Here is a 22238-nt window from a genome sequence, read left to right on the forward strand (position 1 = left end):
ATGCCAGACGCACTTACGTCCCTACACGGCCGAAAGCTCGGCCTGACCAAAGAGAACGCGCTCGTTTCCAACGGACTGCTGGTCACGTCGCCTTGTGTCGACGCGTCCATCACAGTGGCCGCCGAGGTTGGCGATGCCCGGGCGATCACCATCCAGCTCAAGGACTCGACCGGCAAGGCCATCGCCTACCGCGAGATCATCGAAGCCTATGTGTTCGCGGATGCGGCTGCGGCTGCCTTCGCGACCACTGGTGGCTCGACCGGTATCGCCATTGGCGCGAGCGGCGCAGCACTGACCGTCGTTGCCAAGAAGATGTTCATCCTGACCTCGACCACTGCCGGCGTTATCGCGCTGACCTGGACTGATACGGGCACTGAGGCTGCATACCTCGGACTGCGCCTGCCCAGTGGCCGTCTGGTCATCAGCTCGGCCCTGACCAACGCATAATGGATCTCAGGGAAGTCCTCGCCGCTCTGGAAGGTTTGCCCCAGAAGGAGCGCGAGGCAGTTGTATCCGAGGCACTGGAAGCGACAAAGGGGATGCTGTTCGTCCCCAACCCGGGCCCGCAGATGATGGCGTTCCACAGTGGCGCCGACGAATTGTTTTATGGTGGGCAAGCCGGTGGCGGTAAGTCGGCCCTAATCAACGGCCTGGCCGTCACCGAACATGAACGCACGCTGATCCTTAGGCGCATCAGGGAGGACGCCAAGAAGCTGGCTGAGTCCGAACTGCTTGGCAATATCCTGGACGGTGACAGGGCTGGCTGGAACGGTTCCGACCTGATCTGGCGCAACGGAAAGCGGCTCATCCAGTTCGGTGGTTGCGAGCAGGAGACGGACAAGCAGCGTTACAAAGGCGACCCGCACGACCTGATCTGTTTCGACGAGATCACGGACTTTCTCAAGTCTCAGTACGAATTCATTACCATCTGGAACCGCTCGGCCAAGGCCGGGCAGCGGTGCCGGATCGTTGCAACTGGCAACCCGCCAACCAGCGCCACAGGCCTCTGGGTTATCCAGCACTGGGCCGCATGGCTCGACCCGCGTCACCCGAACCCAGCATTGCCTGGCGAGCTTCGGTGGTATCTGCGCGACGAGTGCGGTGACGAGCAAGAGGTGGACGGCGCGGGTCCTCACCTGATTGGCGGGGAAGAGGTGTATGCCAAATCCCGCACGTTCATCCCCGCCAAGCTCAGCGACAACCCGGACCTTGCCGATGACGGCGAGTACAAGCGCATCCTCGACGCGCTGCCAAAGGAGCTGAGGGATGCTTACCGGGATGGCAAGTTCACCGCTTCCCTGCGTGACGAGGCCAACCAGACCATTCCAACGGCCTGGGTAACAGCCGCCATGGCCCGCTGGAAGTCGGTCCCGCCCATTGGCATCCCGATGTGTGCGATTGGCGTCGACGTTGCTCAGGGCGGGGCTGACAAGACCGTTCTGGCCTGGCGCCATGACGGGTGGTACGCACCGCTGATAGCTGTTCCAGGATCGGAAACGCCTGGCGGCACCGACGTAGCCGGCCTGGTCATATCCAAGCGCCGCGATGGCTGCAAGGTCGTGATCGATATCGGTGGTGGTTGGGGCGGTGATGCCTACGCGCACTTGAAGGTGAACGGTGTCGATGCCGTCTCCTACATGGGCGTCAAGCCGTCCGTGCGCCGCACTGATGACAACTTGCTCAAGTTCTTCAACATCAGGACAGAGGCCTACTGGCGCTTCCGGGAGGCACTGAACCCTGATCAGCCTGGCGGCTCGACGATCATGCTGCCTGATGACCAGGAGCTGCTGTCAGACCTGACGGCGCCCACCTACGAGATCAAGCGCGCCAACTCCGGTGGGGTCATCCAGCTTGAGCCGAAGGACGCCCTGGTTAAGCGCCTGGGTCGCTCTCCGGACAAGGGCGATGCCGTCGTCATGGCCTGGCACGCCGGTGCCAAAGCAATCACCGATGCCCGTATTTGGGGTCAACAGCACAAGGGGCGTCCTGCGCCCCGCGTAATCATGAGGAAAAAATGATGGGCGGAATCTTCAACCCTCCAAAGCCAAAACCAGCACCGCCACCTCCACCTCCGATGCCAGAGGCTGATCCGGAAGTGCTCAAGCGCGAAAAAACCAAGAAGAACGCCCAGCAGCAGAACCGTAGCGCCAGCCGTGCCAGCACGATCCTGAGCGACAACTCAAGCGAAACTCTGGGGTAATCCAATGGAAGACCGCGTAAAGGACCTGTGCGAGCAGGCCGGCAAGCTCTTCGAGAAGCGTGCGCCGCTGCTGTCCCTGTGGCAGGACATCGCCGATAACTTCTACCCTGAGCGCGCGGACTTCACTACCTCACGCAACATCGGCGAGGAGTTCGCATCAGGGCTGATGACCAGCTACCCACTGCTGGCCCGTCGCGACCTGGGCAATGCTTTCTCCGGGATGCTGCGCCCAACCAGCAAGGAATGGTTCAAGACCGGCACCACGCGCATGGATCGTGTAGACAATGCCGGCAAGCGTTGGTTGGAGCACGCCACCGAGACCCAGCGCCGGGCGATGTATGATCGCCATGCGCTGTTCGTGCGTGCTACCAAGGAGGCCGACCACGACTTCGCCGCCTTCGGCCAGTGCGTTATCTCCACCCAACTCAACCGCAACGCCGACGCCTTGCTGTATCGCACCTGGCACCTGCGCGACGTGGCCTGGTGCGAGAACGAGGAAGGTAAGGTCGACACAATCTTCCGCAAGTGGAAGCCATACGCTCGAGAGCTGATCAAGCTGTTTCCGCAGACCGTGTCGAAGAAGGTCCGGGATATCGCGATCAAGGGCCCGTACGAGGAAATCAAGGTCGGCCATGCTGTCGTGCCGGCATATACCTGGGGCGGCAAGTATCGTACCCCGTATGTGTCGATCTTCTACGAGGAAGACAGCAAGAACATCCTGGAGGAGGTAGGCTCATATACCACGGTCTACACCATTCCGCGCTGGCAGACGGTGTCCGGCTCCCAATACGCCTATTCCCCGGCCACGGTTGCGGCCCTGTCCGATGCACGCCTGATCCAGGCCATGACCCGCGTGCTGCTGGAAGCCGGCGAGAAAGCGGTAACTCCGCCCATGCTTGCAGTAACCGAAGCCATCCGTGGCGACATCAGCGTGTACGCCGGCGGCATCACGGCCATTGATTCGCAGTACGACGAGCGCCTGGGTGAAGTGTTGCGCCCGCTGGAAATGGATCGCTCTGGCATCCCGCTCGGCCTGAACATGCAGCAGGACACCCGGGAAATGATCGCCCAGGCATTCTTCCTGAATAAGCTGTCCATGCCCGTAGATACCGGGCAGATGACCGCCTATGAGGTCGGCCAGCGCGTGCAGGAGTACATCCGCCAGGCCCTACCGATCTTTGAACCCATGGAGACGGACTATAACGGCGAGCTGTGCGAGCAGACGTTCGAGATCCTGTACCGGGCCGGAGCCTTCGGGCCGATGCAGGACATTCCGCAGAGCCTGAGCCAGGCCGACATCCAGTTCACCTTCGAGAGCCCGCTGCGTGATGCGATCGAGGCACAGAAAGGCACCGTTCTCATGCAGGCCAAGAACCTGCTGGCTCAGGTGGTGGACCTGGACCCGTCGGCGGCGCTCATGTTCGACGCCAAGACAGCCCTTCGCGATTCGCTCGAAGGTATCGGCGTCCCCGCCAAGTGGGTCAACAGCGTGGAAGACACCGAGCAAGCCGTTGCTGCGCAGGAAGAGCAGGTCCAGGCGCAGCAGCAGCTCCAGCAGATCGCCCAGGGTGGCGAGATCGCCAAACAATACGCTGAGGCCGGGCAGGCCATGCAGGGGCTCCAATGACAGCGCCAAAGAAACCAGCAGACTTTCCGCACGCCTGGCTCCCAGTCAGCGACTGGGAACTGGCAGACGTCACTGCATTGCAGGCCATGGAGCGCGGGGACGCCAATGCCGACCAGCAGAAGCGCGCACTGGCCTGGATCATCAATAAGGCGTGCTGGACTTATGAGTCCACCTACAGCCCAGTCAGCGAGCATGACGGCACCTTCGCCCAGGGCCGTCGGTTCGCGGGCTTGCAGATCGTCAAGCTGTTGAAGATCAACGCTGCAGCGATATCCCGCGCAAAGAAATAACCAGGCATTCAGCCAACGACCCGCCATCGAGCGGGTTTTTTTGTACCCACGAAAAGGTGAAACATGACTGACATCGACAACGGCGCGGCCACGGCCGATATCCCGAACGCAGATGCTCCAGCAACCCCAGCACCGGCCTCCACTGCGAATCCAGCACCGGCACAACAAGCCCCTAGCAACATCCTCGATCAGCCGGCAGACCAGAAGCCTGCCGTCACGTCGGCCTGGCCCGATGATTGGCGAGAAAGCTACGCCGGCCAGGATGACAAGCTGCTCAAGCGCCTTGGCCGCTACGCCTCGCCCAAGGCTGCGCTCGATGCGCTGATCTCGGCCCAAGACAAGATTTCCCGCGGCGAGTTGAAGAAGCCGCTTGGCGCCAATGCCTCGCCCGAGGACCTGGCCGCGTTCCGTGCTGACCAGGGTATTCCGGAAACACCCGATAAGTACGACCTGAAGCTGGCCGAGGGGCGCGTCATCGGAGAGGCAGATAAGCCCCTCATCGACAAGTTCCTCACCAGCATGCACGGCAAGAACGCCACGCCCGATCAGGTGAGTGCCGGCGTCGATGCCTATTACGACGTGGTGGAAGAGATCCAGGCTCAGCGCTACGAGAACGACGAGAACTTCAAGCAGCAATCGGAGGATGCGCTGCGGGCCGAGTTCGGCAACGACTTCCGCCGCAACATGAACATGATCAGCGGCCTACTGTCCGGCGCCCCGGGCGACGTGAAGGAGATGCTGATGGATGCGCGCACAGAGGACGGTACGCGAATCATCAACTCGCCCGACACCCTGCGCTGGCTAGCTCAGTTGGCCCGCGAGATCAACCCTGTTGCCGCCGTGGTGCCTGGCGCTGGTGCAAACGCCGGCCAGGCCATCAACGACGAACTGGCGAGCATCACCAAGCTGATGGGCGATCCGAAGTCCGAATACTGGAAAGGACCGAAAGCCGAGCCCATGCAGGAACGGTTCCGGCAACTGACCAGCGCAAAAGAGCGGATGAAGTAATTTCATCTTGTTGCAATTCAACATGAAATATGCTCATATTTAGTTGTTGGCGCATTTTGCGCTATCTCGACGTAGGCCCCATGAAGGGCGCGGCACAGATCCTCCGGGACAACCTGAGCCAAGCCATGACGGACACCCCGAAGCGAGTGACTAAACATCACTTTCAGGAGGCCCGTCATGGCCGATACAGCGTTCCAAACACAGTACCGCACCGAATTCATCGCTGGCTTTGAACAGCGTCAATCCCTGGTGCGCGCTACCGTCACCACCGAAGCCCAGATCAAGGGCAACCAGGCCGTATTCCTGGTGGCTGACTCTGGCTCCGCTACTGCGGTGACCCGCGGCGTCAACGGCCTGATTCCAGCCCGTGCCGACAACCTGAACCAGTACACCGCGACTCTTGCCGAGTGGCACGACCTGGTGCGCCGGACCAGCTTCAATATCTTCGCCTCCCAGGGCGACGGTCGCGCGATCATGCAGCAGACCACCATGGCGGTGCTGAACCGCAAGATGGACCAGGACATCATCACCGAGCTGGCTACCGGCACCAACGATACCGGTGCCGCGCAGACCGCCTCGTTGTCGCTGGCGATGTACGCCAAGACCATCCTGGGCAACAACGAAGTCCCCATGGACGGCAACATCTCGGCCCTCATCACCCCGGCCTTCGAGGCCTACCTGATGCAGACCAAGGAGTTCGCCTCGGCCGACTACGTGAACAGCAAGCCGTTCGAAAGCAACCTGACCATGTTCCGCTGGGCCGGTGTGAACTGGATTGTCCACCCGAACCTGACCGGCAAGGGCACTGCTGCTGAGAAGTGCTTCATGTACCACAAGGACGCCATCGGCCACGCCGCTGACCTGGCCGGCCTGTCGACCGCTGTCGGCTTCGACGAGGAGCAGGATTACTCGTTCGCCCGCGCCACCGGTTACTTCGGCTCCAAGCTGCTGCAAAACCGCGGCGTTGTAGTCATCAACCACGACGGCTCTGCCTTCGCAGCGCAGTAAGGAGAATCGAAATGGCTTATGCAACTACCAACCCACCGAAGTTGATGATTCCTCGTATGGGGGCCGGTACGGCTCTGTGGGCTTACACCTCCACTGACGTGCACACCACCGTTGCCGGTGCGGATTACTTCTCCAACGGCGATGCCCTGGGCATGGAAGTCGGCGACGTGATCCTGGTATCGAAGTCGTCCGCGACTATCGGCACCACGGTCCACTACGTCTCTGTGGTGACCGCTGGTGGTGCTGCCACTGTGGCGGCGGCCATCCTGGCATAACCCTGTAAAGGGCAACAAAGAGGCAGGCGAGCAATCGTTCTGCCTCTTTTTTATTTGAGGACCCAAAAAATGGCCGGATTTTCAGGCTTTGGCGAGAAGTGGGGCAAGAAGATCAAGAAGATCGACCCGCTGCGCGGCGGTGACGTAATCCTTGAAAAGGCCGGGATTCCGACCATGACCGGCAAGGGCGAGAAAAACATCATGGGCGCCACTCCGGAAGCGGCGCCGGCTGCGGAAAAAGCCGCCGTGATGCCGGTCGCCGATGACGACAAGGTCACCTCGGCACGCCGCCGGCGCCTGGCCTTGCAGCAACAACAGCAAGGTCGCTCCAGCACCATTCTCACTGACGCAGACCGCCTCGGCGGTTAATCGAGGAACATCATGTCTCTGAACCAATCTCGCTTTACCCAAGCCGACTATGTTCGTAGCTGCTGGGCTGTCACGGCCGAGGCCGGCACCAAGCCTGAAGACCTGGCGAAGCTCGATTACTGGGCGCACGTTTCGACCAGCCTAAAGCCCTGGGACAAGATCGAGGTGCGCGCAGAAGACGGCGCATTCTACGCCGAACTCCTGGTCATGCAGGCCTCCCGCAACTGGGCCAAGGTTCGCCTGATCAACCTGGTTGAGCTCAACGAGGAAGGACCGGCGGCGGAAAAAGTCGAAGGGCATATTGTCAAGTGGTCCGGCCCGCACTCCAAGTACCGCGTAATCCGCGAATCGGACAATGCGATCTTGCACGAAGGGGCTGTTGATAAGGTTTCGGCCCACAAGTGGCTCACTGACCACCTGCGAGTTGTGGCATGACTCCCGCCGCGGCTCGCCTGGGCATCTACAACGAAGCTCTTCGGTTGCTTGGGGAGCGTCAACTCGCCTCGCTGACTGAGAACCGCGAGCCGCGCCGCATCCTGGATACAGTTTGGGACGCCGGCGCCATTGACTATGTGCTTGAGCAGGGTCAATGGCAGTTCGCGATGCGGTCGGTGGAGATCACCTTTTCGCCATCGGTTGAACCGCCGTTCGGGTATCGGTACGCGTTCAACAAGCCGGAGGACCTGGTGCGCGTTACTTCAGTGTGTACCGACGAGTTCTTCACCACGCCGAATCTGCATTACACCGACGAGGCCGGGTTCTGGTTTGCGGATGATGAGTCGCTTTTCGTGAAGTACGTGTCGAATCACGTCAACTACGGCTACGACCTTTCGCTATGGCCTCAGACCTTCATGAAGTACGTGGCTGCCTATTTCGCTACGGAGGCGTGCTCCGCGCTCAACAAGTCCGAGTCAACCGAGCAGAAGATCAGGCGGCTCCTGATGGACCGCCATAAAGACGCTATGTCGAAAGACTCCATGACCGAGCCTACCAAGATGCTGCCCATGGGATCCTGGGTAATGTCCAAGTTTGGCGGAGTTAATCGCAGGGATCGGGGGCGGTAATGGCAAAGCAATCTGTCCTGTTCCAGGCGTTCAATCGCGGAATAATCTCAAAGCTTGCGCTTGCTCGCGTTGACCTGCAGCGCATGGCCCTGTCCGCTGAAGAGCAAACCAACTGGCTTCCGCGGATGCTCGGGCCGATGATGCTGCGGCCAGGAACTTCCTACCTTGGGACGACCCGGAATAATCTGCTTTCCAAGATGATTCCATTTATTTTCTCAACGATCGATACAGCGATGCTGGAATTCAGCGCGGGCTCAATGCGCATCCGCGTCAACGACATTATCGTTGAGAGGATCGCTGTAACGAGCGTCATCACAAACGGCGAGTTCACAACCGACCTGTCTGGATGGACTGACTCGGATGAAGCTGGAGCCACCTCTGCCTGGTCAGCCGGTGCCATGTCGCTCGCAGGGACCGGTCCGAACGCTGCAATTCGCCGCCAGGAAGTAACAGTAAGCCTTGACGATGCAAACAAGCAGCATGCACTTCGGATCGTTGTTAGTCGCGGCCCTGTACTGCTTAGGGTTGGCTCGACTGCCGGGGCGGATAACTTCTTGCGGGAGGTTTCCCTGCGCCCTGGCGTGCATTCCATCACGTTCACACCGTCGACAAACTTCCACATCAGCTTGATGAACCGAACCATTAATGCCGCCCTGGTCGAGTCAATCGCGGTTGAGGCTGCTGGGCCGGTAGTGGTTCCCGCACCATGGGCCGAAACGGATCTGTACCGGCTTCGCCACACCCAGTCGGGCGACGTTATTTTCGTGGCCTGCGACGGGTATCAGCAACGCCGCATCGAGCGCCGCAGCGGCAACTCCTGGTCAGTTGTGCTCTACACGTCCAGTACCGGGCCATACATGCTGGAGAACACCTCCAACACGACAATCACCGCGAGCGGGCTTGTCGGCAACATTACCCTGAACTCATCCACGCCAATCTTCCGTACAACCAACGTGTCGTCGATCTATAAGATTTCATCAGTGGGTCAAAAGGTAACTGCCACCATCACTGGCGATAACCAGTTCTCCGATCCGATCAGGATCACAGGCGTGGGGGGTACGCGGATTTTCACTCGTTCGGTGACTGGCGCGTTTACGGCGACGGTCAGGCTCCAGCGAAGCGTTGGGGCCGTGGGTGCCTGGGAGGACATTGAGTCATTCACCATCCCGACGGCTGGATCCTTCAACGATGAACTGGACAATCAGATCATCTTCTACCGGATCGGCGTAAAAACTGGCGAGTACACTTCTGGCACTATCTCGGTGCAGTTGATCTACTCCCTCGGAAGTATCACGGGCGTTGCCCGGGTCACTGCGTTTGTAAATGAAACCCAGGTTCAGGCTGAGGTTTTGAAGGCCTTGGGCGGAACAACAGCTACCGAGGTCTGGTCTGAGGGTGCCTGGTCCGACAGGCGTGGCTGGCCTACGTCAACGGCGCTGTACGAGGGACGCCTATGGTGGGCCGGCAAGGACAAGAACTGGGGCTCCGTATCGGACGCGTTTGATAATTTCGATCCGGAGACCGAGGGTGACTCCGGACCGATCAATCGAAACATTGGCTCCGGGCCGGTCGACACCATCAACTGGCTGCTTCCGCTCCAACGCCTGGTCATTGGCGGGCAGGGTGCCGAGATATCGGCCAGATCATCATCGTTCGATGAACCGTTGACGCCAGACAACTACAACATCAAGGAGTGTTCAACCCAGGGCTCTGCTGCTGTTGCGGGAATCAAGGTCGACAGCCTCGGGCTTTTCGTTCAGAAGAGCGGAACGAAGCTGTTTGAGCTGACATTTGACGGAAACGTCTACGACTATAGCAGCGCCGAACTGACACTCCTGTGTCCTGAGATTGGGGAGCCATCGATAGACCTGTTGGCCGTCCAACGTCAGCCTGACACACGAGTTCACTGCGTTCGCGGCGACGGCAAAGTAGCGATCCTGGTATACGACAAACTGGAAAATGTCCGGTGTTTCGTGATGTTCGAAACCGACGGCGAGGTTGAGGACGTCGCCGTTCTCCCTGGCAATGTCGAGGACAACGTTTATTACATCGTGAAGCGCACGATCAACGGCAGCGTGGTCCGTTTCTACGAGAAATGGGCTCGTGAGGCGGAGTGCCGAGGCGGACAAATTTCTAAGTGCGCCGATGCGCACGTCGTGTACCAGGGGCTGCCAACGAAAATGATCGGCGGCCTGAGCCACCTCGAAGGAAAGGTGGTTACCGTTTGGGCTGATGGTGATGATGTAGGTGACAAGACTGTTTCCGGAGGAAACATCACCCTTGACGTGGCCGCTTCGAATGTTGTTGCCGGACTTGGTTATCGCGCCAGGTTTAAGAGTTCGAAGCTTGCCTATGCCTCATCGCTCGGCGCGGCGCTGCTTCAGAAAAAACGGATATCTCAGATCGGCTTCGTGCTCGCCGACACACACCGCAAAGGTGTTCGGTTTGGGCAGGACTTCGAGACCCTGGATGACCTGCCGGACATTGAAAACTACCAAACGCCAACCGAAAGTGTTTGGGCAGATTACGACAATGAGACGATCGAGTTTCCAGGGTCATGGGATACGGATGCTCGCATCTGCCTTGAGGCCGCATCGCCAAGGCCGGCTACTGTCTTGGGCGCCGTTTTTGTTATCGAAACCAATGACAAGAGCTAGATGGGCGTCATCCGCTGATCTGACCCAGTTCTACGGCCAGCCCATCAGCCACACAGTCCAGGCCGTCGTGCTGGACGTGGACGGCGAGATCCTGGCCGTGGCCGGGCTGTATGAGCACAGCGGTCGGCTGATCTGCTTCAGCGATTTCAAAGAAGAAGCATCGTCCTTCAAGAAAACCATCATCAGCGGGGCTCGCATGATGCGCTCCATCATGGAAAAGAAGCGGCGCCCGATTTATGCGATCCGTGACGAAGACCTCGATACATCGGCCCGATTTCTCGCCTATCTCGGCTTTGAACAAGACGGAGAATATTACGTATGGCATTCCTAGCCGCGGCACTCCCCTACATTGCGGCTGCCGGTACGGTTATTTCGACCGTGAGCACGATGAAAGCTCAGCGGGACGCCGGAGCCGCCCAGAACGATGCGACGAAGTTTGCCGCCGAACAGTACGACGACAATGCCAATGCCCAAAGAGCCATGGCGCAGCGTCGGGCGATGGAGTCTAGACGCCAGGGAAGAATCGCTGCCTCACGCGCGCAGGCCGTGGGGGCTGCCGCAGGCGGTGCTGGCTCCGTTGATGTGGTGAATCGCATCGCTGACTTGGAAGGCCAAGGCGAATACGCCGCGCTAGTGGATATGTTCAACGGCGAGCAGGCGGCCAGAGGCCTGGAGACCCAGGCAACCGCTACTCGCTACAGCGGCGACCAAGCCGAGTCTGCCGGTAAGCGGGCGGCCACCGGCACGCTGATCTCAGGTGTAGCCAGTCTTGCATCGAAATATGGATCTGGCCTTGCCCAGACTGGTACAGCCAGTACCAATACGCAGGGTCAATCAACTCCGCTGTATAACAACCCCGCTTACGTGAGGAACATGTAATGCCAAAGCTGCCCAGCATTGACGCGCCGTTACCGGTTGGACAGGCCTCGCGCGGTGTTGCGACATACGACGGCACGCAGATGGCGCGGGCCAATGCTCAGGTAGGCCAGGCCATCGGCGGTGCATTGACGGAATTTGCTGACAAGGCAATCCAGAAACAGGATAAGTACAATTTCGCGCTGGCGAAGTCGTCCTTTCTCAAGTCCCAGATCGAAGCCGAGAACGAGCTTGACCAGGATCAGGATTACCCGACATATGAGAAACGCTACACCGAAAAAATGACCAAGGCGCGGGACCAGGCCGTCGCACTGATCGGCTCCCCGAGCGACCGCGCGCTGTTTCAGCAGGAGCTTGACCTGGATATCCAGCGTGGCATCGGTGCCGTAGCCAGGAAGGCCAAGAGCAAGGAGGTGGACGTCGGGCGGGGAGCCTTGATGGACACCATTTCCTCGAACCGCGAAGCGGCGCTCAAGTCCACGGACGAGATTGCCCGGGCCAGCGTGATCAAATCGACTACCGAAGCTATCGAGGGCGCCCGTGATCGTGGTTATTTGACTGAGCAGGAGGCCGTCAGGATGCGCCAGGGCGCAACCGAGGACTATGCCCTTGCGTCGGTACAGATGCTTGACCCGTCTGGACGTCTTGCTGCGCTGAGCAAGCCAGGGATCGCAGACATGATCCCAACGGACAAGCGTGCCGAACTGAAGATGCAGGCGGAAAACCAGATCGAAATGGAGCAGCGACGTTTGGCTGCCGAGGCCCGCCAGCGTCAGGTCGAGGCTCGGCAGTTGCAGGCCATCAACCGGATGGAGCTGAGCAGCCGCGTGCAAGATGCTACTACGGCTTACTCACAGGGCTTGGACTTCGATAACCCGCCGAGCCCGGCCGACTTCAAGGCCGCCTATGGCGAGAAGGCCGGCGAGGAATACAAGTCTTTTGCGAAGATCCAGGCTACGGCCCCGGCGATTCGAGAACTAGCCACTGCTGACCCTAAGGAAATGCAGGGTATTTTGACAAAATTTAATCCAACGAAGAAAGAAATGGGCGTGTTCTTCGGAGATCAAGCCTCCGGCATGCTTGAGCAGGGCAACATCGATTTGAACGCAAGGCCGACCGTCAAAAACTCCGATGGCTCAATCAGTACCGTCCGGTCAATGTCGGTGAATTTTGATGGGCAGGAGGTCCTGATCCCAACCGTCAGTGATGACGGCAAGATCATGAGTAACGACGATGCGATCAAGGCCTACCTTAAAACTGGAAAGCACCTCGGTAAGTTCGATAATCCGAATGATGCGACAGCCTATGCTGAGTCGCTCCATGAGCAGCAGGCGCGTCAATATGGAGCACCCACCGTCGGGGCGGGCTTCAAAGAAGACTCGCAGATTTATCAGCACCTGACCAATGTAGCCGTTGGGCTGATCAAGCAACGCGAGACCGACCCGGCGGCCTATGCCACCAAGTACAGCCCAATCGTCAACGAGGCTTTCACCAAGGCTCAGCAAGAAGGCACGCCAGAAGCCTACCAGGCATACGCCATCACCACCGTGGCTGAGCAGCGGCGCCTGGGCATTGCTCAGCCGAAACTGTTGCCGAAAGAAGCTGCTGATCAGTTCGCGGTAAGCTTCAATCAGCAGCTCCATGGCGGCGAGAGTGCTGCGGTGCTGATCGAGCAAGAGGCGCAGAAGTGGGGCAAGGACTTCCCAGCCGTGCTTCAGCAGGTCGGAAGCAAGTTGCCAGCCGAGGCTCAGGTAATTGCGACCGGCCTGCCGAAGGACGTCGCAGAGCGAATGGCCTCCGTCGCGATCATTGCCGACAAGGATTTGGATATCGGCCTGGAGAAAGGCAGGAAAGACGAGATCAATCAAAGCGTTCAGGCCGCCATGATGCCGTTCGCCGAATCGCTTCAAGGGCAATCTGGCGGAACAAACACCTACAGCACCATGTACCGGGCGGCAGTCAAGACAGCCAAATCCTACGTTCTGCAAGGCGATAGTCCAAAGGATGCCGCTCAACGAGTTGTCGATGGCATGGTCAATGACAAATACGACTTCTTCGGCACCTACCGTGTACCGAAAACCCTGGACACCAATGCAGTAAGCCGCGGTGCAGATCGTGCCCTGCGAACCATCAAGCCTGAAGAGCTGATGCCACTTCCTGGCTTTGACGGGGTAACCGACGAGCAGAATGCCAAGCAACTGCATGACGCCTTGCAATCAGGTGGACAGTGGATCCCTACCAATGACGAAAGCGGCCTGGCCCTGACGTTGAATGGCTACCAACTACTTGGGAAGGACGGCAAGCCCATCATCCGCACGTGGGATACCCTGCAATCCCAGGGGCTGGAACAGCCAGGGAAATACCGAGTTGCCCCAACGGTGATCATGCCATGACGATTTTTGCAGGTGATGCACCGGTCCTTAATCGGCGCACGATGCTGGACATTCCAGCCGAGTCAGGCGAAGTGTTTGATGCGGCGTTCGGCGGAGCTCTCGATACCAATCCGAGCAACTCGCTGGCCCGAGCGGAAGAACTGACCGGGCAGGAGCAAGGCCGGGCGATGGTCATGGGGCCAGAGTCCTACCTTGCCCCTGATGCTGGCCGCGCTGCGCCGGAAACGCCAATGCTCGATGCCCAGGCGGCCCGTGATCGTGTGGCGGGAATGGGTCTGGACATAAAAATCCCAGATCAGGGTATCCGCGAAGGGGCACTCGATGTGTTGGTCGGGCGGCACCGGGAGCAGGCCGCGCGTCAGCAGGTTCTGGCCCGGGCCAGCGGCGGCTCCATGGGCACACAGGTGGCTGCCAGTCTGGCCGCTTCACTGCTGGACCCTCTCAACATCGCGTCGGCATTCGTTCCAGTAGTTGGCCCGGCGCGGTACGGCGCCATGCTGGCCCGCGCTTCTGGTCCGCTGGCTCGCGCTGGCGTCAGGGCTGGCGTGGGGGCGGTGGAGGGCGCTGTCGGCGCCGCGATCATTGAGCCGTTCCCGCTCCTGGCTGCCAGCATGGACCAGACCGAGTATGGCCTTTCCGATTCTCTGGCAAACATTGCTCTGGGTGGAGTGCTGGGTGGCGGCCTGCACAGTGTTGGCGGGGCGGTATCGGATGCGCTGCGCCGGCGGATCGCCACGGAAGCGCCAACGGTCGATACCGTTCTGAATGCAGCTGATCGACAGCCATCATCAACAGGACCCTCATTGCGCGCTGCAGACTTCGGGCGGATGCTCGACGAGGATCCTGATGTCGCGCTGCGGACCACTCTGTCGCGCCAGCTTGAGGCTGACAGCGCCAACTTGTACCGCAATGCCGAACGTCAGGCTATCGAAGAGATCCGCCCGACATTGGCCGGTGAGCGAGTGGGTAACGTCGCCGACCTGCAGGCTGAGCGCTCATCCCTGTCTGCGCAGGATAAATCACTCGACGACTCTTTCAGGGAGCTTGCGAAAGAATTCCAGGGTCAGCGCATGAGCCGCAAGCAGGCCGAGCGCGCAGCCCGGGAAAGCATTGCCGTGCAGCGCGACCAGATCGGCGTCCGCCAGGCTGAAATCGACACCATGATCGAGCGTAATCGCGTGGGCGAGCTTGATCGCCGCGACCTAGGCCTGATTGAGCGAGGTCAGGTTCCTGAGCGTCTTCGTCCTCAGATTGAGGCGCGAGCCAAGCAAATCATGCAGGGGTATCAGCAGCGTCCGCTCGGCGCCGCGATCAGCACTGCCCGGGAAACAGCAGAGGCCGCCGACTGGACCGTCCGCGACAGTGCGCTGCGTAGCGCCGTAGCCCAGGCCGTCAGCGGGCGAGACATCGACGTCAATGCGTTGTTTGACTTGGAGGCGCCATCCAAGGCCGGCGCCGCCATGGAATATGTCAGGCGCCCGACAGCGAGGAGTGTGGACCCGCAGGGCCAGGTCGAAAGCCTGCAAACCGATGGACAAGTAAAGGCTGGCGGACAGGATGATCTTGAATCGGCAAAGCAGGCGTTTGACGAGGACGAGGCATTGGTCAATGAAATGCTGACCCAGCTACCAGAGCCGGACCGCGCCGCCATTTTGACTGCCGGCCGAGAGGAGGCAGACCTTGCAGCCGCGCAGGCAGAACGGGCAGAGCGTTACTCGAAGGCATACCGCGCCGCTGCCGTGTGCGACATAAGGAACGGACAATGAATCCTTGCATCGACGCTGTAAGGGCCGCCGCTGGCGACCTTGATGACACTGAGCTTACGGAGATTTTCGAGCTGCTACGCGGGCGCGCCAAGGAAATCATGGCCAGGGAAGGGGCGCTTGGCATGGAGCAGGCAACCCTGCGCGCCGCCGATGAACTGGGCAAGCAGGCTCAGCATGCCGCGCTGATTGAGCGCCGCAATGCGCTGATCAACCTGCGCCGGCGGAGCGAGATCGTTTCGTTCGTGCGCAACAACTTCGCCGACCGCCCGGACCTCGGCATTGAATCGCTGTTGGTGGGCACCAACCTGGCCCGCCCCGGGGCGCGCCTGTCGGTTGCGGCCGAGCAGAAGGCATTGGGCGATGCATACATCGGCGGCATGATTCATGACCTGGAGAGCAAAGACCTGACGGCCGTGCTCGCCAACGGTGGCTCCGATGTCGATATCGCCGATGCACTGTGGAAAATTGGCAACGACCTGGACACCTCGAAGCTGAATGATCAGGTAGTGGGTATCGCCAAGATCATCCAGAAATATCAGGAGGCGGCGCGCATCGATGCGAACCGTGCCGGGGCCAGTATCGGCAAGATGCCCGGTTACATCGCCCGCCAGAGCCACGACAGCGAGAAGATCGGGTCGGCCGGGTTTGACAAGTGGGCGGCCGATATCCTGCCGCGCCTTGACCCAAAGACGTTCGACGGCGTGGCCAATGAATCCAAGTTCCTGCGCGGCGTCTATAACGGCCTGGTGACCGGCAACCACCTGAAATCCGCTGACGCTCCCAAGCCCAATGGATTCAAAGGCCCGGCCAACATCGCCAAGAAGATCAGTCAGGAACGAGTGCTGCACTTCAAGGATGGCGTGGCCTGGCACGAATACAACCAGCAGTACGGCACCGGCAACTTGCGCGAGGCGGTTCTGCGCGGCCTGGATCTGTCCGGACAGAACACCGCCATCATGCGCCGACTGGGAACCAACCCCGAGGCAAACCTTGAAATGGCAATGGATATCATCGCCTCAGACCTGGACAAGTCGGGCGATACCGCGGCATCCAGCAACTTCAGGACTGTCAGGGAAACCACGCTGAAGAACCGGTTCGCGGAGGTTAGCGGGAAAACTCGCATTCCTGGTAGCGCATGGGGCGCCCGGGTAGCCGCCAATGTTCGAGCCTGGCAGTCGCTGTCAAAGCTTGGTGGCGCGCTGCTGTCGAGCTTCACTGACCTGCCGGTGGCTGCGAGCGAAATGCGGTACCAGGGGAAAAGCTTCTTGGGTTCGCTGGGGGAAATGACCGCCGGCTTGGTCAAGGGGCGCGGAAGCAAGGAACAGAAGGAGATCCTGTCAAGCTTCGGCGTATATGCCGACTCGATGCGGGGCGAGATCATGCGGCGCTTTTCTGCCGATGACTCGGTGGGCGGGAAGATGTCGCGGGGCATGTCGCTGTTCTTCAAGCTGAACGGCCTGTCCTGGTGGACTGACGCAAACAAGGCCAGCGCGGGCCTGATGATGGCCCACAACCTGGCCCAAAACAAAGGCCGGGCCTGGGGCACCATTGACTCGAGCTTTCGCCGCGCGCTGGAGCTGTACGACCTGGATGCCGGTAAGTGGGACCTTCTGCGCGGCATGGACACCCGCATGGCCGATGGCCGCGACTACATGACCACCGACGGCATTGCCAATATTCCCGACGAGAAGATCAGCGCGTACCTGGAAGGCCGGGGGCGCAAAGTCTCCGACGCGGCAATTCGTGAGGAGCGCGAAGGGCTGGAACGCAGCCTGCGCGCTTACGTCAATGATCGGGTGAGTTACGCAGTACTTGAGCCAGATGCGCGGACGCGGTCGATCATGAACCAGGGAACCCGCCCGGGCACCGTACCCGGCGACCTACTTCGATTCGTTACCCAGTTCAAGAGCTTTCCCGCCGCCTACATGCAGAAGACGCTCGGCCGAGAGCTGTATGGCCGTGGGTACGCGCCCACGCCACTTGGCCAGGGGTATCGCGGAAGCAAGGATTTGATCGCCGCCCTGCGCAACGGTAACGGCGAAAAGCTGGGTCTTGCACAGTTGATGATATGGACCACGGCGTTCGGCTACTTGTCGATGGCCTCAAAGGATGCGGTCAAGGGGCGCGAGCCTCGGCCGGCGGACGATCCCAAGACGTGGATTGCGGCGATGGTGCAGGGCGGCGGGTTCGGGATATTCGGTGATTACCTGTTCGGCGAGGCGAGTCGCTTCGGGAATAGGCCGCTGGAGTCCGTGGCAGGGCCTGCGCTGAGTACGGTAGCCAGTACGGTCGACCTGTGGAACAAAGTGCGCTCCGGCGATGACGCTGCAGCCTCTTCCTTCAATCTGGCGCTGAACAACACGCCATTCCTGAATCTCTTCTATACGCGCATCGCCCTTAATCACCTATTTCTCTACTCGGCTCAGGAGGCCATGAACCCAGGGTCGCTGCGCCGAACCGAGCAGCGAATCCAGAAGGAGAACGGCCAGCAGTTCCTGATCAAACCATCGCAGAGCTACGCCGACCCGCTGGGCATCGCCCGGTAAACCAAACAGCCCACATCAAGCCCGCCACTGAGCGGGCTTTTTTTCGTCCAGAAGAAAGGAAAGATCCATGCCTTCAACCATGATCAGTCGTATTGATGGGCTTACTACGTCCGTCGCTGTAAAGCCGCCGATCAAGATCATGACCTCGTCCCCGATCACTTTGGTTGGCGAACAGGTCATCAACGCGGTTACCCCTGATGGATCATCGGTGGCGCACACCGCCCTTGATGGCGAGCGCATCGGCGTAAACGGGCAGCTTGATAAAAAGCAAAACGGCATCTATGTCTGCCGCACCACGGCCTGGGAGCGCGCGAAGGACTTTGACGGCTCGCTTGACGCGGTATATGGCACGCTGGTTACGGATAGCATCCCGCTTATCTGGAGGCTCACCACGCCGATTCCGGTACTCTTTGGGACATCTGACATTGAGTTTGAAACCGAGAGTGGCTTCAATCAGGGGAATCTCCAAGACCTCTTGAACCATACCGACCCGAATAAAGGGACCGGCATGGTTGGCGACTCCCGCTATGGGAATACCCTGCGGGCAACCCTTGCAAGGCTGCCTTATTACGCATCGCTGGCCGGGCTCGGCCAGGGTGGTGATGACACCTTGGCGCTCCAGGCGCTTATCAACGTAGTTTCGCTTTCTGGCGGCGGAGAAATCATCATGGATTGCAACGCTGACAATCTGGTCAGCGACTCAATCTATGTGAAATCCTATGTCACTATGACCTGGACTGGGCTTGGCTACTTGAAGGCCACAGTCAATACCACCAACGGCGCAGTCCTTGTTGTTTTCTCTGGCGATCACTTGGCCGCTGGCAGGGTCTTTGATGTGACCTTGAACAATCCTCGGGTTGACGGCAACAATATCGGCTGGCCCGGCGCGCTCATCGCTGGTGAAAATGGTCTGGCCGGCACCAACTGTGAACGAGTACGGGTTTATGGTGGGCACGTGAAAAATTGCCGGCGCGGTACATCTGCCGTGCTGGGCGCTGGCGGCAAAGGTCTTAACTTTGAAAGCGGGGTAGCTGATATCAAAGTTGTCGGCCTATTCGTTGACGACTGCACGTCGGCAACTTCAACGGCAGGCATCCCTAACTTAATGTCGGGCAGCGTTGTAACCCAATACCGCGTGAGTACTGGCGTCCAATACGATGTGATTGCCAGGAACTGTGGTCGCGTTGTAACCGTATTGCATCAGACCTCCGGAACACCTCTCCCAGAAAGCACCAACTGCGATATCAAGGTGACCGCAATAAACTGCGGGCGCGAAGATGTTGTTGGCACCGAACTCGATTACGGCGCGGTGATTATCGATCGATTTGGCAATGCCAAGATTACCGTAGATATCATCAATACCACTGCCTACGGAAAGATCCGCACCCCGATTCGCATAAACCGAGGCAACAATAACACCGTAGAGGTCAACCTCATCGGAGACTGTGATTACCTTTGTGACCACACCGCATTTCTGGGCGCTACGGGAACCCTTGGTGGGAACTCGTTTACCGTGAAGCACACCGGCACTTGCAACCAATATGCACTTGCTGGGCCTTCCGGTGAGTCGGTAGCCTCACTCAACAACCTGTGGGACATTACTACCAGCGTGGTAACCATCGGGCTTGTTCAGCCGACATGGCAGTACTCGCAATTTAATGCGAAATTCACCAGCCAGAACGGTGTTGTTCTGGACGGGGATTTGAGCGCCATCGGCGGAACGATCTTCAGCAACACTTACCCGGCGACTACCGATGTGGCATTTGCTGGCAGCTTGCGACTGAATGGTCTGACGGTCTCCTACACTACTGGGATACAGGTTCTGGACACCACCGACGATATCGACATGCGGAACAGTGGAAGCAGCAAGCTTCGCATCAAAGCCAATGGCGTGGTTATGACCGTGCCAACCTACGCCGATAACGCCACAGCTATAGCGGGCGGCCTGGGCACGGGGGCTGCGTACAAGACCGCTGCGGGCGATCTGCGCATCGTGGTCTAACGGCTCGACGCGACATCATCAGCAGGGAGTTATGGTGTCGCGTTACCGGGATGCCTCACGGCCAGCCATAGGCACGGGTGAGTGAATCAAGTACGATACAAATTCTTGATAATCCCGCCCCCGCCTGCCTTGTCTACCATGGATAGAAAAGACTGATGACCTCAAGTTTGCAGCATCCTAAATACAGACCTGACATAGATGGTCTTAGAGCTATTGCCGTTTTGTCCGTTGTTGTTTTTCACGCATTCCCAACTTTGCTTCGCGGCGGGTTTATAGGCGTTGACATCTTTTTTGTTATCTCTGGATTCTTGATATCCACGATCATATTCAAAAGCCTTGATGCTGGAAGTTTCAGTTTTTCTGAGTTCTATGCGCGCCGAGTTAAAAGGATCTTCCCTGCGCTGCTGGCGGTGCTGGTCTTTTGCTACGTGTTCGGATGGTATTCATTGCTCGCCGACGAGTATGCGCAGCTTGGCAAACACATCGCTTCCGGCGCCGGCTTCGTATCCAATCTGACCCTGCTGCGCGAGTCCGGATACTTCGACAACTCTGCCGAGACAAAGCCACTGCTCCACCTGTGGAGCCTGGGTATTGAGGAGCAGTTCTATTTGTTTTGGCCTGTTGCGGTGTTCGTCGCCTGGAAGCTTCGGTCAAACCTTCTCGCCCTGACGGCGATCCTTGGTGCTGCCTTCTTCGCCCTCAATTTAAACAAGGTCGGGCAAGATCCTGTTTCTGCTTTCTATTCGCCGCAGACAAGATTTTGGGAACTGCTGTGCGGGAGCATGCTGGCTTGGTGTGCGATATATCTTCCTGCAAGTAAAGCCATGGCAGCTTATTCCAGGCTTTCCGGCAGCGTGCTTGGCTCAAACATCAAATCGTTGCTCGGGGTGCTACTGCTTGCGCTTGGGTTCCTCTTCATCAGCAAGGAAGGGTTTCCGGGCAAATGGGCCTTGATCCCTGTTTGTGGGGCGGTCCTGATTATCTCAGCGGGCCCTTCGGCGCTTCTCAATCGCTATGTTTTATCCAACAAAATTCTCGTTTGGTTCGGTCTGATCAGCTTTCCGCTTTACCTGTGGCACTGGCCCCTATTGACGTTCGCCAGGATCATAGAGGGCGGTACGCCAAGCATCCTTTCTAGAGTCGCATCGGTCGCCGCATCGATCGCTCTCGCATGGATGACCTACAAAATCATTGAGCAACCACTTCGCAGAAGCGATGGCCAGTACAAGGCCGTGGCCCTGTGTGGGCTGATGGCCGCTGTCGGCGCGGTTGGATTTGTTACCTACAGCAAGGACGGCCTCGCGGGCCGCCAGTTCCCGCAAGAGGTTGCCGCCCATATGGGTGCTGTTGCCGACTACAAAACCACCATGAAAATCTACGGCCTTGGCAAGTGCTTCATTGATTACGATCAGAATGTTGATGTCCTGATCAGCAACAAGTGCGATCAGCCCGTCAGCTCTGGTCGGCGCCTGGTGATCTTTGGCGATTCCGAGGCGGCCCACCTCATGGGTGGTGTGAGAAAGGTCTACGCTGACGCCGGGTTCGACATCGGGCAGTGGACCGGGACGAGCTGCCGGCCCTTTGACTTTTTCGTGCCAAAGTCTGCCGAGCGCTGCACGGACTTCTCCGGCCAGTTTGTGAATGCGGTCCTGCCAACCCTCAAGAAAGGCGATGTACTGATCGTTGGGGCGAATTGGATCGGGTCGTTCAAGGTGCTGAGCGGCGATGTCCTGATGAAGTCGTTGAATGGTTTTTTCGATTCGCTAGGCAAGACGCCGGCAACGGTTGTTGTGTTTGGGAATACACCAGACTTTTATGCACACCCAGTACAGTCCATCGCGCGGAAGATCAGTTTTTCGAGCGAGAGCAGGTATCTGAACACTCTGGACTATCGAGGCTCAAACACGATCATCAAGGATCTTTCGGTAAAGCGCGGGTTCACGTACTTCAATCCATCCTCGGCGCTGTGCAAGCCTGAGAGCCCGCTTGAGTGCATGGCCTACGATGGAAAGAACCTCACTTTCTTTGACCCGGGGCACCTGGCAGAAGCCGGATCGGAAAGAGTGCTACGGAAATTCGCAGAGGATGTCGATATAAAAACCTCCCTGGTTGAAGCCTCGGCCAGTTCGACGAATTGAGGTAACCCAACTTATTGGC

General features: G+C 59.0%; 18 protein-coding genes. All 18 read left to right on the forward strand.

Translation table 11 applies throughout. The annotated features are described in order from the left end of the window. Positions 1-447, forward strand: coding sequence for a hypothetical protein (locus KI235_RS04430; RefSeq protein ID WP_212795551.1), 447 nt, complete (start codon positions 1-3; stop codon positions 445-447). Beyond that, positions 447-2018 carry a terminase family protein gene (locus KI235_RS04435; protein ID WP_212795552.1) on the forward strand — a complete coding sequence of 524 codons (1572 nt, stop codon included), beginning with the start codon at positions 447-449 and terminating at the stop codon, positions 2016-2018. Before KI235_RS04430 ends, KI235_RS04435 begins: the two co-directional genes overlap by 1 nt. 186 nt (positions 2019-2204) lie before the next feature. Next, positions 2205-3827: a portal protein gene (locus KI235_RS04440; RefSeq protein WP_212795553.1), complete on the forward strand. Its 1623-nt coding sequence runs from the start codon at positions 2205-2207 to the stop codon at positions 3825-3827. Beyond that, on the forward strand, positions 3824-4117 hold the full coding sequence (locus KI235_RS04445) for a hypothetical protein (RefSeq protein ID WP_060613349.1): 294 nt from the start codon (positions 3824-3826) through the stop codon (positions 4115-4117). Before KI235_RS04440 ends, KI235_RS04445 begins: the two co-directional genes overlap by 4 nt. A 63-nt stretch (positions 4118-4180) precedes the next feature. Then, positions 4181-5125, forward strand: a complete 945-nt coding sequence (locus KI235_RS04450; RefSeq protein ID WP_060613350.1) for a hypothetical protein — start codon at positions 4181-4183, stop codon at positions 5123-5125. Positions 5126-5302: 177 nt separating this feature from the next. Continuing rightward, positions 5303-6133 carry a phage capsid protein gene (locus KI235_RS04455; RefSeq protein WP_060613351.1) on the forward strand — a complete coding sequence of 277 codons (831 nt, stop codon included), beginning with the start codon at positions 5303-5305 and terminating at the stop codon, positions 6131-6133. A gap of 11 nt (positions 6134-6144) precedes the next feature. Then, a complete protein-coding gene (locus KI235_RS04460; protein WP_060613352.1) occupies positions 6145-6408 on the forward strand; it encodes a hypothetical protein in 264 nt (87 codons plus the stop codon). A 69-nt stretch (positions 6409-6477) separates the two neighbouring features. Then, positions 6478-6777, forward strand: coding sequence for a hypothetical protein (locus KI235_RS04465; protein ID WP_212795890.1), 300 nt, complete (start codon positions 6478-6480; stop codon positions 6775-6777). Between the two features lie 12 nt (positions 6778-6789). Then, on the forward strand, positions 6790-7212 hold the full coding sequence (locus tag KI235_RS04470) for a hypothetical protein (protein WP_212795554.1): 423 nt from the start codon (positions 6790-6792) through the stop codon (positions 7210-7212). Further along, positions 7209-7841 carry a hypothetical protein gene (locus KI235_RS04475; protein WP_212795555.1) on the forward strand — a complete coding sequence of 211 codons (633 nt, stop codon included), beginning with the start codon at positions 7209-7211 and terminating at the stop codon, positions 7839-7841. Before KI235_RS04470 ends, KI235_RS04475 begins: the two co-directional genes overlap by 4 nt. Further along, positions 7841-10498, forward strand: a complete 2658-nt coding sequence (locus tag KI235_RS04480; protein ID WP_212795556.1) for a hypothetical protein — start codon at positions 7841-7843, stop codon at positions 10496-10498. The genes KI235_RS04475 and KI235_RS04480 overlap by 1 nt, the downstream gene beginning before the upstream one ends. Beyond that, on the forward strand, positions 10485-10829 hold the full coding sequence (locus KI235_RS04485; RefSeq protein WP_145902416.1) for a hypothetical protein: 345 nt from the start codon (positions 10485-10487) through the stop codon (positions 10827-10829). Before KI235_RS04480 ends, KI235_RS04485 begins: the two co-directional genes overlap by 14 nt. After that, a complete protein-coding gene (locus KI235_RS04490; protein WP_212795557.1) occupies positions 10817-11377 on the forward strand; it encodes a hypothetical protein in 561 nt (186 codons plus the stop codon). Before KI235_RS04485 ends, KI235_RS04490 begins: the two co-directional genes overlap by 13 nt. Further along, entirely contained in the window at positions 11377-13767 is a 2391-nt protein-coding gene (locus KI235_RS30330; RefSeq protein WP_244864284.1) for a hypothetical protein, read from the forward strand. The genes KI235_RS04490 and KI235_RS30330 overlap by 1 nt, the downstream gene beginning before the upstream one ends. Then, the gene (locus tag KI235_RS04500; protein ID WP_244864285.1) at positions 13764-15533 is read left to right on the forward strand and encodes a hypothetical protein; all 1770 of its coding nucleotides are present in this window, start codon (positions 13764-13766) and stop codon (positions 15531-15533) included. The genes KI235_RS30330 and KI235_RS04500 overlap by 4 nt, the downstream gene beginning before the upstream one ends. After that, positions 15530-18079 (forward strand): hypothetical protein, encoded by a 2550-nt coding sequence (locus tag KI235_RS04505; protein ID WP_212795558.1) that lies wholly within the window; start codon positions 15530-15532, stop codon positions 18077-18079. Before KI235_RS04500 ends, KI235_RS04505 begins: the two co-directional genes overlap by 4 nt. A 67-nt stretch (positions 18080-18146) precedes the next feature. After that, on the forward strand, positions 18147-20081 hold the full coding sequence (locus KI235_RS04510) for a hypothetical protein (protein WP_212795559.1): 1935 nt from the start codon (positions 18147-18149) through the stop codon (positions 20079-20081). Positions 20082-20236: 155 nt separating this feature from the next. Then, positions 20237-22219 carry an acyltransferase family protein gene (locus KI235_RS04515; protein WP_212795560.1) on the forward strand — a complete coding sequence of 661 codons (1983 nt, stop codon included), beginning with the start codon at positions 20237-20239 and terminating at the stop codon, positions 22217-22219. The last annotated feature ends 19 nt before the right edge of the window (positions 22220-22238 follow it).

Source organism: Pseudomonas sp. St386 (assembly GCF_018325865.1).
GTDB classification, from domain to species: domain Bacteria; phylum Pseudomonadota; class Gammaproteobacteria; order Pseudomonadales; family Pseudomonadaceae; genus Aquipseudomonas; species Aquipseudomonas brassicacearum.

Coding starts and splice junctions, on each gene's coding strand:
- KI235_RS04435 (WP_212795552.1), top strand. CDS start 447: ATGGATCTCAGGGAAGTCCTCGCCGCTCTGGAAGGTTTGCCCCAGAAG.
- KI235_RS04485 (WP_145902416.1), top strand. CDS start 10,485: ATGACAAGAGCTAGATGGGCGTCATCCGCTGATCTGACCCAGTTCTAC.
- KI235_RS04455 (WP_060613351.1), top strand. CDS start 5,303: ATGGCCGATACAGCGTTCCAAACACAGTACCGCACCGAATTCATCGCT.
- KI235_RS30330 (WP_244864284.1), top strand. CDS start 11,377: ATGCCAAAGCTGCCCAGCATTGACGCGCCGTTACCGGTTGGACAGGCC.
- KI235_RS04490 (WP_212795557.1), top strand. CDS start 10,817: ATGGCATTCCTAGCCGCGGCACTCCCCTACATTGCGGCTGCCGGTACG.
- KI235_RS04450 (WP_060613350.1), top strand. CDS start 4,181: ATGACTGACATCGACAACGGCGCGGCCACGGCCGATATCCCGAACGCA.
- KI235_RS04430 (WP_212795551.1), top strand. CDS start 1: ATGCCAGACGCACTTACGTCCCTACACGGCCGAAAGCTCGGCCTGACC.
- KI235_RS04460 (WP_060613352.1), top strand. CDS start 6,145: ATGGCTTATGCAACTACCAACCCACCGAAGTTGATGATTCCTCGTATG.
- KI235_RS04480 (WP_212795556.1), top strand. CDS start 7,841: ATGGCAAAGCAATCTGTCCTGTTCCAGGCGTTCAATCGCGGAATAATC.
- KI235_RS04475 (WP_212795555.1), top strand. CDS start 7,209: ATGACTCCCGCCGCGGCTCGCCTGGGCATCTACAACGAAGCTCTTCGG.
- KI235_RS04440 (WP_212795553.1), top strand. CDS start 2,205: ATGGAAGACCGCGTAAAGGACCTGTGCGAGCAGGCCGGCAAGCTCTTC.
- KI235_RS04445 (WP_060613349.1), top strand. CDS start 3,824: ATGACAGCGCCAAAGAAACCAGCAGACTTTCCGCACGCCTGGCTCCCA.
- KI235_RS04470 (WP_212795554.1), top strand. CDS start 6,790: ATGTCTCTGAACCAATCTCGCTTTACCCAAGCCGACTATGTTCGTAGC.
- KI235_RS04510 (WP_212795559.1), top strand. CDS start 18,147: ATGCCTTCAACCATGATCAGTCGTATTGATGGGCTTACTACGTCCGTC.
- KI235_RS04500 (WP_244864285.1), top strand. CDS start 13,764: ATGACGATTTTTGCAGGTGATGCACCGGTCCTTAATCGGCGCACGATG.
- KI235_RS04515 (WP_212795560.1), top strand. CDS start 20,237: ATGACCTCAAGTTTGCAGCATCCTAAATACAGACCTGACATAGATGGT.
- KI235_RS04465 (WP_212795890.1), top strand. CDS start 6,478: ATGGCCGGATTTTCAGGCTTTGGCGAGAAGTGGGGCAAGAAGATCAAG.
- KI235_RS04505 (WP_212795558.1), top strand. CDS start 15,530: ATGAATCCTTGCATCGACGCTGTAAGGGCCGCCGCTGGCGACCTTGAT.